Here is a 12,928-nt window from a genome sequence, read left to right as displayed (position 1 = left end):
TCAGCTTCGGGAAGGGCCGAGGGACGGGTGACGGGCATGAACGGGAACGCGGACGAGAGCGCGGACGAGAGCGCGGACGGGGACGCCGGCGAGACCGCGGGCGGGGCGGCGGACGCGGCGGCTGCGGGCGGGGACGCCGGGGTGCGCGAGCGGTTCGTCGACGGAAGCGGCGGGGTGCGGCTGTGCGTCGCCGAGTACGGGGACGCGGCGCTGCCCACGGTCGTGCTGCTGCACGGCTATCCGGACAGCAAGGAGGTCTGGTCCGAGGTCGCCCGGCGGCTCGCCGGCCGGTTCCACGTGGTCCTCTACGACGTGCGCGGGCACGGCCGGTCGAGCGCGCCCGAGCCGCTGCGAGGCGGGTTCACCCTGGAGAAGCTGACCGAGGACTTCCTGGCCGTGGCCGCCGCGGTCAGCCCGGACCGGCCGGTCCATCTCGTCGGCCACGACTGGGGATCGGTCCAGGGCTGGGAGTTCGCGACGGTGACCGCCACGCGGGACAGGCTGGCGTCCTTCACCTCGATCTCCGGTCCCTGCCTGGACCACTTCGGCCACTGGATCCGGCGCCGGGTCCGCCGCCCCACCCCGCGCCGCGCGGCCCAGGTGCTCGTCCAGGGCGCCAAGTCCTGGTACGTCTACGCCCTGCACACCCCGGTGCTGCCCGAACTGGCCTGGCGCGGGCCGCTCGGCCGGCAGTGGCCCAAGCTGCTGGCCCGCGTGGAGAAGCTGCCCCCGGACGGCTATCCCACCGCGTCACTGCGCGAGGACGCCGCCCACGGCGCCTGGCTGTACCGGGACAACGTCCGCCGACGGCTGGGCAGTCCGCGGGACGACGCCTTCGCACACGTGCCCGTCCAGCTGATCACGCCCACCGGCGACGCGTTCCTGTCCGAGCGGCTCTACGACGACCTGGACGCCTGGGTGCCGGACCTGACACGCCGCACCCTGCCGGCCAAGCACTGGGTGCCGCGGTCCCGGCCCGATCAACTGTCCCGCTGGATCACCGACTTCGTGGTCGCGACCGAGACCGGCTCCGGGCCGGCGGACCAGGACCACGACAGGGATGCCGACAGCCGGGAGCACGGCGGCGGGGACGGGAGGGTCGGCAAGACGGCCACGGCAGGCGGCAGGGGTGCGACGTCGCGACCGGGCAAGGAGGCGGCCGTGCTCGGCAAGGCGCTGCCCGGCGCCCGGGAGCGGTTCGCCGGACAGCTGGTGCTGGTCACCGGCGCGGCCAGCGGCATCGGCCGCTCCACCGCGCTGGCGTTCGCCGAGGCCGGGGCGCGGGTGATCGTCGTCGACCGGGACGCCGAAGGGGCCGCGCGGACGGCCGAGTCGGCGCTGGCGGCGGGGGCGGCCGGGGCATGGGCCGAGACCGTGGATGTCTCGGACGGCGAGGCGATGGAGAAGCTGGCCGACCGCACCTGCGCGACGCAGGGCGTGCCCGACGTGGTGGTGAACAACGCCGGGATCGGTCTGGCGGGCCGCTTCCTCGACACCAGCGTGGAGGACTGGAAGCAGGTCCTCGACGTGAACCTGTGGGGCGTCATCCACGGCTGCCGGGTGTTCGGGCGCCGCATGGTCGAGCGCGGCCAGGGCGGCCACATCGTCAACACCGCCTCCGCGGCGGCCTTCCAGCCCTCGAAGTCGCTGCCCGCCTACAGCACCTCCAAGGCGGCGGTGCTCATGCTCAGCGAGTGCCTGCGCGCCGAACTGGCGCCCCACCACATCGGGGTGACGGCGATCTGCCCCGGCCTGGTGAACACCCCGATCACCGCGAGCGCGCGGCACGCGGGCGTCAGCGAGGAGGAGCAGGAGCGCCGCAGGGCGAGCACCGCCCGGCTCTACCGGCTGCGCAACTACCCGCCGGAGAAGGTCGCCCGGGCCGTCGTCCGCGCGGCGCGGCAGGACACCGCGGTGGTCGCCGTGACGCCGGAGGCCCGCGGCATACGGCTGCTGTCCCGGCTGTCCCCTCGCGCCCTGCGGGCCCTGTCCCGCGTCGAGCCCCGACTCTGATCCCCTGGCAAGGAGAGGTTCCATGACGTACGCGATCAAGCCGCGACGGGTCTCGTTCGACTGGAAGCAGACCCCGCTGCACTGGATCCCCGGCGAGCCGACCGCCACCCATGTCATCAACGTGCTGCATCTGCTGCTGCCCGCCGGGGAGCGGTGGTTCGTCAAGGTGTTCAAGGAGGCGCTGCCGCTGGTGACCGACGAGAAGCTGCTCAAGGACGTCAAGGGGTTCATGGGCCAGGAGGCCACGCACAGCGTCCAGCACGCCTATGTGCTGGAGCACCTGGCCGAGCAGCGGCTCGACACCGCCGCCTACACCCGGCACGTGGAGTGGATGTTCGACGTGCTCCTCGGCGAGCGGCCGCCGTTCGGCATACCCCTGCCCCGGCGCGAGTGGCTGCGGTTCCGGCTGTCGCTGATCGCCGCGATCGAGCACTTCACGGCGATCCTCGGGGCCTGGGTGCTGGAGGCGGGCGCGCTCGACGAGTCCGGCACCGACGAGGTCATGCTGGACCTGCTCCGCTGGCACGGCGCGGAGGAGGTCGAGCACCGCGCGGTCGCCTTCGACATGTACCAGCACGCCGGCGGCAGCGGGGCCCTGCGCTACCTGCGCCGCGCGGAGGGGATGGCGCTCGCCTGGCCGGCGCTCGTCTACCTGTGGATCGTCGGCGCCCGCTATCTGCTGCGGCACGATCCCCAACTGACGGGCGGGCGCTACCGGTTCGCCGACCACCGGGCCGCGGCCCGCCGCGGGCTGCTGCCGTCGTGGGCCTCGCTGAACGCGGCGATGCCCCGCTACCTGGGGCGGTCGTACCATCCGTCGCAGGAGGGATCGCTGCGCAAGGCCGTCGAGTACCTCGCGCTCTCCCCGGCCGCCCAGGCGGCGGCCGGGGGCGGCGGCCCGGCCGGACGCGCCGCGACCTCCTGACCCGCCGCAGGGACGAACGAGGAGTGAGGGCGTGACCAGCGCCGCCCACCAGGCCGTGTACCGGATCGAGGACCTGTCCCATCTCAGCGGGACGACGGTCCGCACCATCCGGGCCTACACCGACCGCGGACTGCTGCCCCGGCCCGAGCGCCGGGGCCGGGCCAACGTGTACGGGGACGCCCACCTGGCCCGCCTCCGGCAGATCGCCGATCTGCTGGAGCGCGGCTACAGCCTGGCCAGCATCAAGGAACTGCTCGCGGCGTGGGACGCCGGGACCGGGCTCGGCGGTGTCCTCGGCCTGGTCGGCGAGGTGGACCGGCCGTGGTCCGACGAGCAGCCCGTGCGGATGACGCTCGCGGAGCTGACCGCCGCGTTCCACGGCGTCACCGACCTGACGGCGATCGAGGAGGCGCTGGGGCTCGGCGTCCTGGAACCGGTGCCGGGCAGCGACGACGAGTTCCTCGTCCCCAGCCCCCAGGAGCTGGCCGTCGCGGTCGAACTGCACGCGGCCGGTGTGCCGCTGACCGCGATCACCGGTCATCTGCGGGAGCTGCGCGAGCAGGTCGAGCACATCTCGGAGCGCTTCCTGGAGTTCACCACCGAGTACGTCTTCCAGCGGTTCCTGCACCACCCGCCGAGCGACGCCGAGGCCGAGGAGGCGGCCGGCCTCGTACGGCGGCTGCGTCCGCTCGCCCAGCAGACCGTCGACGCGGAACTGGCGCGGGCCATGCGGCAGCGGGCCACGGAGCACATCCGCCGGCACCTGGGCAGCGCGGGCCTCACAGCCGCGCTTCCCTCGCCCGTCACCTCACCCGTCACCTCACCCCCCGCCGACCCCGCGCCGGACTCGGGCCCGGTTTCCGCCGCTCCTTCCGACTCCGCCACGCGTCCGGCCGCGGATGTTCCGGTTGCCGTTCCGGTCGCCCTGCCCGCGGCGACGGTGGAGGCGGTGCGGGAGCTCGTCGGGACCGAGCGGGTCGCCGCGTTCGTGGCCGCCGCGGCGGATCGTGAGGTCGCGGCCCGCCGGATGGACGCCCTGGCGGACGACCACCAGGCGTGAGCGGGAGGAATGCGGCGGATCGCGGCCCGGCGGGTTCCGACCATGAGGGCGTTCCGACCATGACGGCGGTCAGACCATGACGGCGCCGCCGGCCACGTCGAGCACCACCCCGGTCACCCAGGAGGCCGCGTCCGAGGCCAGACGGCGTCCGCGTCCCGGCCGTGGACGACGACCTGCGCCCCGGCCCGGGCGAAGCGTGCGGCGACGGCGGCGCCGATGCCCCGCGAACTGCCCGTGACCAGGGCGACCCGCGCTCCGAGGCGGTCCTCCGGTGCGGCCACGCCCGTCACCTCGTCCCGCGCCCGGTGATGGTGATGCGGAAGGCCGGGTGGTCGGCGGGGTCGGGCAGAGCCTGGAAGGTCCGGGTGACGTTCGGCATCGCGCCGAACCGGCGCAGGTACTCCTCGACGAGTGCGGGGAGCTCGTCGGCCGGGACCTCCTCGGCGGTGAACTCCTCGACGGCGCCCCGCCGGGTGAGCCTGCCGGTCCCGGAGGCGCGCAGGTTCCGCGACCACTCGGTGTGCCCGTAGGCGGCCATCAGGTACTCCTGCCCGTTGTGGCCGAGGACGGCGACAGGTGTGGAGCGCCAGGTGCCGGTGGTGCGTCCCGGCACCGACAGGACGCTGACGACCCGCGGTTTGAACAGCCGGGCCATCCGCCCACCGATGACCCGTGCGGCCCATGGGGGACACAGGTAGTGGGTGGCAGTCATGGTGCCTCCTGGGTACGGCCTGGGTCGGCTGCTTTCGACACTCTCGACGTTAGATATCGAAGCGTCAGGAGTCAAATGCTTCGATGTCTATGGATAGTGATAGGCTCGGGGACATGCACCCCCACAGGACGCCCACCGGACTGCAGCTCAGCCGGACCGCCCGCGTCGTGAGCCGCGCGTTCGACGAGGCCCTCGACCGGGCCGGCGGCTCGCTGCCGGTGTGGCTGATCCTGCTCAACCTGAAGATCGGGCGTCCCGGCAACCAGCGCGAACTGGCCGCCGCGGTCGGCGTCCGCGAGGCCACGCTCACGCACCACCTCAACGCGATGGACACCCGCGGCCTGATCACCCGCCGCCGCGACACGGCCAACCGCCGCGTGCACGTCGTGGAGTTGACCGAGGAGGGCGAGGCCGCCTTCCTCCGCCTGCGCGACACCGCCGTGGAGTTCGACCGCCGCCTCAACGCCGGTCTGAGCGACGACGACCGCGAGGTGCTGGACGCTCTGCTGACCCGGCTCGCCGCGAACGTCGGCACCGGCTCGGCCGACGACGCCTCACCGCCGTGGGCCGGACTCGCCGAACGCCCGGGCTCCACCGGACGTTCGGGGGGCGGCGGCATGACCGGTCCTGCCGCTTCCGGCGACTGACGGCCGGAGCAGTCGGCGGCGGGCCCGGCAGTCGGAGTTCGGCAGTCGGAGTTCGGCAGTGGGAGCTCGGCGTCCTCAGTCGAGCACGATCCAGGTCTGACCGCGGTGCAGCGGGAACGGCTTGCCGTGGTACGTGAAGGTGGTGCCGGCGGCCGGGTTCGGGCGGCTCCAGTTCACGGTGAACTCCTTGCCGTCGCGCAGCACGGTGGCGGTGCCGGAGCCGACCGTCTGGCTGAAGGGCTCGCTGACCTTGCCGCCGCCGTTCGTGTCGACGAACCCCCTGGGGGAGTCGGTCACCTTGACGTGCTGGATGATCACGTTCTCCGGGCGGGCCGGTGCCGTGTCGTGCCCGTCCATGAGCACGGCGTACGACGCGGCGGCGTCGTTCCAGGTGAAGCGGAAGGTCGCGGCGGGCAGTCCGGCGTTGGCCGAGGCGGCCGCGGCGCCCCCGGCCGGGAGGGCGCCGAAGTGCAGCCCGATGTCCTTGGCCACCGAGGCGCCGTCGGTCAGTCCCGGGGTCCGCACGAACAGGTTGTGCGGCGCCGCGCGGTCGGTGCTGCGGAAGTAGGCGCGCGCCTTCTCCGCGGGGGCCACGTTGATCACGTCGGCCCGCTTCAGCACCGGGACGAACTTGCTCACGGCGCCGCTGTACGCGAACGCGGGCTTGCCGAAGGCGGATAGCACCTGCAGGTCGGTCTCGCGGGCGCTGCGCACCGGCCCGATCACCGACGGTTTCTGCGCCCCGCCGTACACGGCGATGATGCGGCTGAGCCCGCCCTCGACCCGCTCGATGTAGACGATGTCCGCCTGCGCCAGGCCGACCGCCGGCCGCGCGGGCCCCACGTTGTCGATCTTCACCACGAGCAGGCTCCCCTTTCCCGGCAGCCCGCTCAGCGGATCGACGGCGCCCGACGCCACACTCGGTGAGGGAGCCGGCCCGCCGCCGCCCCCGACCATGGTCGCGACCCCCACCCCGGCGCCCACCAGCACCGCCGCGACCCCGGCTACCGCCCCCACCTTGGCCTTCTTGTCCACATCCCCGCCTCCTTCGGCCGCCGCGCACCGTCCGGCTCCGCCGCGGAGTCATGAAAAAGTCTAGGCACAAACACGACATTTCCACCTCTTGCCGCCGGAACCCGTGGCCTTCACGGCCAGGCGTGGCAGAGGACCGGGCGGACCGGCCGGGCGTGCCGCCGGCGGGGTCGCGGGCGAACCGGTTCTGCGACTCAGAGGCCGATGAGCCCGATGCGCTTGCCGCACAGGCGGGCCATGTCGTCGATGTCCGACGTCAGGAGGACCACGGGTCCGGCCTGCCGCAGGGCCCCTTCCGCGACGGTCGCGTCGACGGCGTACTTGTGACCGTGCAGGCCGGCCGTCTTGAGGAGCCGCGCCGCCTCCTTGGCGGTCTGCTCGGTGACGGGCTCCACCTTGACCCGGGACACTGTCCACTGGAGCCGCGGCATGTTCACGCGGGAATGGCTGACCTCCACGATGGTGTTCGCGCTGATGATCAGGTCCGCGCCCATCTCGTGAAACACCTTCAGCAGGCCGAGGACCTTCCGTTCCTGAGCGACCCAGGCGGAGAGGCCCTCGCTGCCCAGGACCACGGACTCGACGTGCTGACTCACGCGGCGCTCGCGCCTCCGGTGGTCTGCATCGCTCCCGTGACACGCGCTCGGGCCTCGGCCAGCTCCTCCTCGCTGAAGGACCCGTGCTCGTCCTCGTAGCTTCGTAGGTCGGCCCCGAGCAGTTGGTGTCTGATCTGGCGGGCGACTGCCTCGGCCACATAGCCGGAGACGTTGTCCGTGAGCTTCTTCAGCTCCGCCACCTGCTCAGTCGGCAGCGTTACCGTGATCCGCGTCGTGTCAGCCATACTGCGAGCATGCCGCAGTACGCACTGCGGGCGCCCTTCTCACCGTCTCAGGGCGTGCAGCCCGTCGGCTACCAGCATGCACTCAGCGTCACTGGACACGGAGAAGTTCACTGAGCCGGTCGCCGATGACGGAGACCCCGGGGCGCGGCTCGACCTCGTAGTACCAGGGCTTGCGTCGTCGTAGCAGGGCGTCGCCGTGCTCGTTCCAGGTGAAACCGGGCTGCCGCAGAAGCCTCCGGAACACCGTGTCGACGGTCGTCGGGTGTGTGGCGGCCAGGCGGCGAATCGGCAGCGGTGTGATCGGCTCCTCGCGCAGATAGGTGCGGAGCAGGTCTTGGCGGTACTTGCGGCCCGGACCGTCAGGATCCGCGAACAGGTCCCGCAACGATCCGTAGTCCGCGTAGAAGTTGAGTCCGTCGACCTGGTCGTAGATGATGCCGACGGTCTCCGCATCGGCCAGTTCGGCCGGCAGTGTGAAGCGGGGCGGTTCCGGGGTGGCGCCCTGGCCGCCCCGGGCGCGGCGGGGACCTTGGCCGACGGTGGCGGCCTGCTGCCGGTGGCTGTAGTAGGAGTTGACGCGGTCCTCGGTGTCCTCCGGCGGGAGGATCAGCTCGTCGCTGCCGAAGAACTCGGTGAACGCGGGTCGACGCCGCTGCGCGATCCGTTGCTCGTAGGCTCGTCCGCATGCACCTGAGCATTGCGATCCTGCCGATCTACCGCTGGGCCGAAGGTCGCGGCATCTGGCAGCGGGCCGAGGAGTCGGGGTTCCACGCCGCGTACACGTACGACCATCTGTCGTGGCGGGTGCCGTTCCGTGACGGCCCCTGGTACGGCGCGCTCCCGACGCTCACGGCGGCGGCCGGCGTCACCGGGACGATCCGGCTGGGCACGATGGTGACCTCCCCGAACTTCCGGCACCCGGTGACCCTCGCCAAGGAGCTGATGACGCTCGACGAGGTCAGTGAGGGCCGGGTGACGCTGGGCATCGGCGCAGGCGGCACCGGCTTCGACGCGACGGTCCTCGGACAAGCGCCCTGGTCGCCGAAGGAACGCGCGGACCGCTTCGCCGAGTTCACCGCCCTGCTGGACCGGTTGCTGACCGAGCCGGCCGTGACGTACGAGGGCACCTACTACGCGGCGACGGAGGCGCGGACCGTCCCGGGCTGTGTGCAGCGGCCGCGTCTGCCGTTCGCCGTCGCGGCCACCGGCCCCCGCGGCATGCGGCTGGCCGCGCGGTACGGCCAGGCCTGGGTGACCACCGGCGACCCCGCGCTGTACGAGTCGGGCACCCCCGAGCAGTCGCTGGCCGCCGTCCGCGGCCAGGTCGAGCGGATCTCCGCCGCCCTCACCGAGGCCGGCCGTTCCCCCGAGGACGTGCCGAAGATCCTGCTGAGCGGTTTCACCCCGGACTACGCGGCGCCCTTCACCTCGGTGGACGCGTTCGTCGACTTCGCGGGACGGCACGCGGAGGCCGGCATCGACGAACTCGTCGTGCACTGGCCGATCCCGGACTCCGACTTCGCCTACGACCACGCGGTGTTCGAGCGGATCGCCGCCGAGGCCCCGGCTCAGCTCGCCTGACGCGACCGCCCCGCCCAGCCTGCCTGACGCGACCCACCCGGCTCAGCCCGCCTGACGCGATCCGCCGCGCTCAGCCCGCCTGGCCCGACGCCGGGACCGCCAGCACCCGGCCGGCCTTGGCGACCGCCTGCCGATAGAAGGTGGAGGCGGGCTCGGACGAGCTGCCGCCGAGTTCGAAGAAGTAGTAGCTGAGGACCACCGGCCCGAGCCGTTCCATCGCCAGGTAGCCGTGCACGCCGAGGCCCTGGACCTTCGCGGCGAGCTGCGCGGAGGCCGTGCCCGAACCGCCGAAGCTGGTCGGGGTCAGGGCGAAGGTGACGCGGGTGCCGCCGGTGGTCAGCGTCAGGGAGCGGCACGCGCTGAGGGCCGCGCGCGTCCTGGCGTAGTCGGCCGCGAGCTGCGACGGCGCCTTCGTCGTCAGCGCCTCCGCGACGAACGGTCCGGTGCCGCTGCCGGCGATCCCGGACGAGGCGGCCGGCTGCCCGGGCCGCGACGCCGCGGCCATCGAGGCGTTCAGCGTGCCGGCCAGCGGCTCGCACCCGCGGATCGAGGCGCCGCCGATGCTGCTGGGGTCGACCGTCGAACCGAGCCCGATGTCGTGCGCGGTGAGCAGCGCCGACTTCAGCTCGGCCACGGAGGGAACCGCGCCCGCGCCGGGTGTGTTCGCGGGGCTGGTGCCGGCGCCGCCCGCGGCCCCGTGCCCGCCGCCCTGCCGCGCGCTGTCGCCGCCGGTCCCGTCGCACCCGGCGGCGGCGGCCGCCAGTCCCAGGGCCAGCGCCATCGCCAGGAAGAAGGCCAGCACCGGGGCGCTGCCCGTGGCGCGGCCACCGGGCCGGGGGCCGCCGAGATCGTTGCCGGGTCGGATGTCCATGTGCCGCTCCTCTCCTCGGTCACATTCTGTGGCGGGGCGCGACCGCCCGCCGGACGACCGCCGCCGGATGGCGGGATCGGATGGGCGCGGCCAAGGTGGAGGAGGGGAGGGAGCACCGACACGTCGGGGCCCGGGCAGGGCCGTGCGAGCCCGCCCGGCGACCCCGGATCCGGATCACCGCTTGGAGATGCGAGATGTCCGAAGTCACCACCCCGTACGAGCCCGGCACCCCCTGCTGGGTCGACCTGATGGTCCCGGACCAGCAGGCCGCTCTGGACTTCTACCGGGACCTGTTCGGCTGGCAGGGCGAGGTCGGACCCGAGGAGTTCGGCGGGTACTCGATGTGCACCCTGCGGGGCAAGCCGGTCGCCGGAATCATGCAGACCCCGCAGATGGAGGGACAGCCCTCGCCGCCGCCCTCCTGGACCACCTACTTCAGCAGCTCCGACGCGGACGCGACACAGGCCGCGGTGAACGCGGGCGGCGGCAAGGTGATCGTCCCGGTCGCCGATGTCGGCACGATCGGCCGGATGCTCGTCGCCGCGGACCCGACGGGCGCGGTGTTCGGCGTCTGGCAGCCGAAGGACTTCGGCGGCGCGCAGATCGTCAACGAGCCGGGCGCCCTGGTGTGGAACCAGCTCCACACCCCGGACGCCGACGCGGCGAGCGCGTTCTACCGGACCGCCCTCGGCCTGGACTCCGGCCCGATGCCCGAGCTGCCCGAGTTCACCGGCTTCCAGGTCAAGGGCCGCACGATCGGCAGCATGCAGAGCATGGAGAACCTGCCCGAGGGGACGCCGCCGCACTGGCTGGTCAACTTCTCCGTCGACGACGTCGACAGCACGGTGGACGCGCTGGTGCACGCCGGCGGCAACGTCCTGGCACCGGCCTTCGACATGGACAAGGTCGGTCGCATGGCCGTCCTGCAGGACCCGCAGGGCGCGGTCTTCGCCATCGTCGCGCTCGCGACCGCCGGCTGACCGCGCGGCAGGGCGTGGGTTGCGTGCCCTGTGCGGGTTGCGTGCCCTGTGCGGGCGGAGGAGATTTGAAGGTAAAGCGCGTCCGGTGTTCGGTCGTGCGCAGAAGGGCGCGGTGCGCCGGACGCGGGTCACCGGGAAGGTGAGCGTCATGCGCATGTTGCTGACGGCGAAAATGGACACCGAGAAGGCGAACCAGCTCGTCACGGACGGGACGCTGGGCAAGACCCTCGAGGGGATCATCGAGGAACTCAAGCCGGAGGCGGCCTACTTCACGGCCTGGGAAGGCGAGCGGACCGCGTTGATGGTCTTCGACCTCCCGGACTCCAACCGGATCCCGAGCGTCGCGGAGCCCTTCTTCCAGGCAGGCGCGTCGGTCAGTCTCCGTCCGGTCATGAACCCCGACGATCTCAAGACGGGGCTGGAGAGCCTCGGCCGGTGAGCCGGAGCAGCGAAAAAAGCGTTCCCGGGACCCTCACGGCGGTTCCGGGAACGCCCTGATTGCGCCACTCGGGTGGCGTTGATGTGAATATCGCCGGATTCGAGGTGCGGCTCCTCGGATTCTGTGCTCGCTTCCGCATGATCGGACTAGTCGGTTCACCGGATCACGAGGAAGCGAGAGGTCGAGAAGTCATGGCTGCTACCGCCAACATCAGGACCTTCTGGGGTGCGCTGCTCAGCGTCCTCCTCAAGTGCGTCGCCGCGCTCGGGTTCACCACCGCGGCCACCCGCTCGCAGACCGCCGCCCAGTCGGCGGAGTTCACCGGCACCGAGTGCGGCGCGCTGGCCGCGGCCGTGCCGCCCGCGCGGGAAGCCGGCTCGCCGGGAGGCTCCCCTTCGGGAGGCCGGCGGGAGCCGTACCGCGTGCCCGCACCGCGCGCCTACGAACCGCTCCTCCTCGACCGCGGGCGCACATTGCCGCCCACGATGAAGCAGCGCATCAGCGCCGAGGCCCACGGATCCACCCCGCGATCGCGCACCCTGCCCGCCGGAACGCTCCTGGTCGACGACGGATGCGGCGGTCTGATGACCGTCCCCGAGCACACGGTCACCGAGAAGCCGGCGGCACACGCCAAGCGCCCCGCGCAGCCCGTGGCCGCCGCCCGGCGCAAGCTCGCCGCCCTGCGCGGCTGACGCTCCCGCCGCATTCCGGCGCACGGCCGGGCGACACCGTCCGGCAGACGGCACCGTTCTCCGGCGCCGTGTCAGACCAGCACCACCACCGCCCCACCGGGCGCACCGTTCCGACCGCAGGCACCACCGGCTCCCATGAGCCGCAGTCCGCACCTTTGTGCGGGGCACCGGTGCAGTGCGGGAGGATGGGGATCGTGACCTCAGCCACCGAGCCCACCGGGCCCAGCGAGCCGGCCGATCCGTACCCGGACGCGCACCACCCCGTGGCCACGCCGGCCACCGTGCTCCCGGCGCCGCACGAGTCGTTCGACGATCCCGCTCCGCGGTTGATCGCCACCGACCTGGACGGCACCCTGCTGCGGGACGACAAGACCGTCTCGCCGCGCACGACAGCCGCACTCGCCGCCGCGGAGGCGGCAGGGATCGAGGTCTTCTTCGTCACCGGACGCCCCGCCCGCTGGATGGGCGTGGTCTCCGACCATCTGGCCAGCCACGGCATGGGCATCGTCGGCAACGGCGCCGCGGTCTTCGACCTGCGGTCCGGCACGCTGATCGAGGCGTTCCCGCTGCCGGAGTCCGACGCACTCGCCGTCGCGCACGCACTGCGCGAGGCCGTGCCCGGAACCGCGTTCGCGGTCGAGCGCACCGCCCTCTTCCGGCGGGAGCCCGGCTATGAGGCCCTGGAGCCGGACGATCCCGGCGCCTGCGCGCCCATCGACGTCCTCCTCGCCGAGGACCGCGCGCACCCGATACTGAAGCTGCTGGCCAAGCACCCGTCCATCGATCCGGACGACTTCCTCGCCACCGCCCTGGCCGTCGCCGGACCGCACGCGGAGATCACCCGTTCCAGCGAGACCGCACTGCTCGAGATCAGCGGTGCCGGGGTCAGCAAGGCGACGACGCTCGCCAAGTGCTGCGCGGAGCGCGGGGTGACCGCGGACGAGGTCGTGGCCTTCGGGGACATGCCCAACGACCTGGCCATGCTGAGCTGGGCGGGAACCTCCTACGCGGTCGCCAACGCCCATCCCCGTGTGCTGGCCGCGACCGTGTTCCACACGGCGTCCAACGAGGAGGACGGCGTGGCCCAGGTCATCGAGCGGATCGTCGCCGCACGCCGGCGCTGAGCGGACGCCGG

16 protein-coding genes are annotated in these 12,928 nt (G+C 72.9%); 9 read left to right on the top strand and 7 right to left on the bottom strand.

Annotated elements, in window-relative coordinates; genetic code table 11:
• Window positions 1-36 precede the first annotated feature (36 nt).
• Genes K7862_RS16300 through K7862_RS16290 form a run of 3 tightly spaced genes read left to right on the top strand, consistent with a single transcriptional unit; the run spans window position 37 to window position 3,998 of the window.
• Window positions 37-2,013 (top strand): SDR family oxidoreductase, encoded by a 1,977-nt coding sequence (locus K7862_RS16300; protein WP_222963321.1) that lies wholly within the window; start codon window positions 37-39, stop codon window positions 2,011-2,013.
• A gap of 22 nt (window positions 2,014-2,035) precedes the next feature.
• Entirely contained in the window at window positions 2,036-2,938 is a 903-nt protein-coding gene (locus K7862_RS16295; protein ID WP_222963320.1) for a metal-dependent hydrolase, read from the top strand.
• 31 nt (window positions 2,939-2,969) lie between these two features.
• On the top strand, window positions 2,970-3,998 hold the full coding sequence (locus tag K7862_RS16290; RefSeq protein ID WP_308012018.1) for a MerR family transcriptional regulator: 1,029 nt from the start codon (window positions 2,970-2,972) through the stop codon (window positions 3,996-3,998).
• A 113-nt stretch (window positions 3,999-4,111) separates the two neighbouring features.
• On the opposite strand, the gene K7862_RS37610 is transcribed toward K7862_RS16290, so the two are convergent.
• Entirely contained in the window at window positions 4,112-4,279 is a 168-nt protein-coding gene (locus K7862_RS37610; RefSeq protein WP_222963319.1) for an SDR family NAD(P)-dependent oxidoreductase, read from the bottom strand.
• Window positions 4,280-4,284: 5 nt separating this feature from the next.
• Window positions 4,285-4,710 (bottom strand): nitroreductase/quinone reductase family protein, encoded by a 426-nt coding sequence (locus K7862_RS16280; protein WP_222963318.1) that lies wholly within the window; start codon window positions 4,708-4,710, stop codon window positions 4,285-4,287.
• A 113-nt stretch (window positions 4,711-4,823) separates the two neighbouring features.
• Here K7862_RS16280 and K7862_RS16275 point away from each other — a divergent pair, with 113 nt between their 5' ends.
• Window positions 4,824-5,357, top strand: a complete 534-nt coding sequence (locus K7862_RS16275; protein WP_222963317.1) for a MarR family winged helix-turn-helix transcriptional regulator — start codon at window positions 4,824-4,826, stop codon at window positions 5,355-5,357.
• Window positions 5,358-5,432: 75 nt separating this feature from the next.
• Here K7862_RS16275 and K7862_RS16270 read toward each other — a convergent pair whose 3' ends face one another.
• From K7862_RS16270 to K7862_RS37605, 4 genes are all read right to left on the bottom strand, one after another.
• Window positions 5,433-6,392, bottom strand: coding sequence for a DUF3048 domain-containing protein (locus K7862_RS16270; protein ID WP_222963316.1), 960 nt, complete (start codon window positions 6,390-6,392; stop codon window positions 5,433-5,435).
• Window positions 6,393-6,583: 191 nt separating this feature from the next.
• Window positions 6,584-6,985: a DNA-binding protein gene (locus K7862_RS16265; RefSeq protein WP_222963315.1), complete on the bottom strand. Its 402-nt coding sequence runs from the start codon at window positions 6,983-6,985 to the stop codon at window positions 6,584-6,586.
• On the bottom strand, window positions 6,982-7,230 hold the full coding sequence (locus K7862_RS16260; protein ID WP_222963314.1) for a type II toxin-antitoxin system CcdA family antitoxin: 249 nt from the start codon (window positions 7,228-7,230) through the stop codon (window positions 6,982-6,984). The genes K7862_RS16265 and K7862_RS16260 overlap by 4 nt, the downstream gene beginning before the upstream one ends.
• An 88-nt stretch (window positions 7,231-7,318) precedes the next feature.
• Complete coding sequence (locus K7862_RS37605; RefSeq protein WP_262413240.1) at window positions 7,319-7,615, bottom strand: hypothetical protein; 297 nt, start codon at window positions 7,613-7,615, stop codon at window positions 7,319-7,321.
• A 299-nt stretch (window positions 7,616-7,914) separates the two neighbouring features.
• On the opposite strand from K7862_RS37605, the gene K7862_RS16250 reads away from it, so the two are divergent.
• A complete protein-coding gene (locus K7862_RS16250; RefSeq protein ID WP_222963313.1) occupies window positions 7,915-8,811 on the top strand; it encodes an LLM class flavin-dependent oxidoreductase in 897 nt (298 codons plus the stop codon).
• A gap of 70 nt (window positions 8,812-8,881) precedes the next feature.
• Here K7862_RS16250 and K7862_RS16245 read toward each other — a convergent pair whose 3' ends face one another.
• The gene (locus K7862_RS16245) at window positions 8,882-9,682 is read right to left on the bottom strand and encodes a hypothetical protein (RefSeq protein WP_222963312.1); all 801 of its coding nucleotides are present in this window, start codon (window positions 9,680-9,682) and stop codon (window positions 8,882-8,884) included.
• 194 nt (window positions 9,683-9,876) lie between these two features.
• Between K7862_RS16245 and K7862_RS16240 the strand changes: the two genes are divergently transcribed.
• The 4 genes from K7862_RS16240 (at window position 9,877) to K7862_RS16225 (ending at window position 12,917) form a co-directional block, all read left to right on the top strand.
• A complete protein-coding gene (locus K7862_RS16240; RefSeq protein WP_222963311.1) occupies window positions 9,877-10,662 on the top strand; it encodes a VOC family protein in 786 nt (261 codons plus the stop codon).
• Window positions 10,663-10,810: 148 nt separating this feature from the next.
• Window positions 10,811-11,101 (top strand): hypothetical protein, encoded by a 291-nt coding sequence (locus K7862_RS16235; RefSeq protein WP_222963310.1) that lies wholly within the window; start codon window positions 10,811-10,813, stop codon window positions 11,099-11,101.
• 191 nt (window positions 11,102-11,292) lie between these two features.
• Window positions 11,293-11,793, top strand: coding sequence for a DUF6344 domain-containing protein (locus K7862_RS16230; protein ID WP_222963309.1), 501 nt, complete (start codon window positions 11,293-11,295; stop codon window positions 11,791-11,793).
• 185 nt (window positions 11,794-11,978) lie between these two features.
• Window positions 11,979-12,917 carry an HAD hydrolase family protein gene (locus K7862_RS16225; protein WP_222963308.1) on the top strand — a complete coding sequence of 313 codons (939 nt, stop codon included), beginning with the start codon at window positions 11,979-11,981 and terminating at the stop codon, window positions 12,915-12,917.
• Window positions 12,918-12,928: the final 11 nt, after the last annotated feature.

Source organism: Actinacidiphila acidipaludis (assembly GCF_019890725.1).
GTDB lineage: Bacteria > Actinomycetota > Actinomycetes > Streptomycetales > Streptomycetaceae > Actinacidiphila > Actinacidiphila acidipaludis.
This window is presented reverse-complemented; position numbering and strand designations above follow the sequence as displayed.

What these genes read in the sequence shown, in the direction of transcription:
- K7862_RS16260 (WP_222963314.1), bottom strand. Translation starts at nt 7,230, where the DNA reads ATGGCTGACACGACGCGGATCACGGTAACGCTGCCGACTGAGCAGGTG.
- K7862_RS16275 (WP_222963317.1), top strand. Translation starts at nt 4,824, where the DNA reads ATGCACCCCCACAGGACGCCCACCGGACTGCAGCTCAGCCGGACCGCC.
- K7862_RS16280 (WP_222963318.1), bottom strand. Translation starts at nt 4,710, where the DNA reads ATGACTGCCACCCACTACCTGTGTCCCCCATGGGCCGCACGGGTCATC.
- K7862_RS16225 (WP_222963308.1), top strand. Translation starts at nt 11,979, where the DNA reads ATGGGGATCGTGACCTCAGCCACCGAGCCCACCGGGCCCAGCGAGCCG.
- K7862_RS16230 (WP_222963309.1), top strand. Translation starts at nt 11,293, where the DNA reads ATGGCTGCTACCGCCAACATCAGGACCTTCTGGGGTGCGCTGCTCAGC.
- K7862_RS16240 (WP_222963311.1), top strand. Translation starts at nt 9,877, where the DNA reads ATGTCCGAAGTCACCACCCCGTACGAGCCCGGCACCCCCTGCTGGGTC.
- K7862_RS16235 (WP_222963310.1), top strand. Translation starts at nt 10,811, where the DNA reads ATGCGCATGTTGCTGACGGCGAAAATGGACACCGAGAAGGCGAACCAG.
- K7862_RS16295 (WP_222963320.1), top strand. Translation starts at nt 2,036, where the DNA reads ATGACGTACGCGATCAAGCCGCGACGGGTCTCGTTCGACTGGAAGCAG.
- K7862_RS16300 (WP_222963321.1), top strand. Translation starts at nt 37, where the DNA reads ATGAACGGGAACGCGGACGAGAGCGCGGACGAGAGCGCGGACGGGGAC.
- K7862_RS16250 (WP_222963313.1), top strand. Translation starts at nt 7,915, where the DNA reads ATGCACCTGAGCATTGCGATCCTGCCGATCTACCGCTGGGCCGAAGGT.
- K7862_RS16245 (WP_222963312.1), bottom strand. Translation starts at nt 9,682, where the DNA reads ATGGACATCCGACCCGGCAACGATCTCGGCGGCCCCCGGCCCGGTGGC.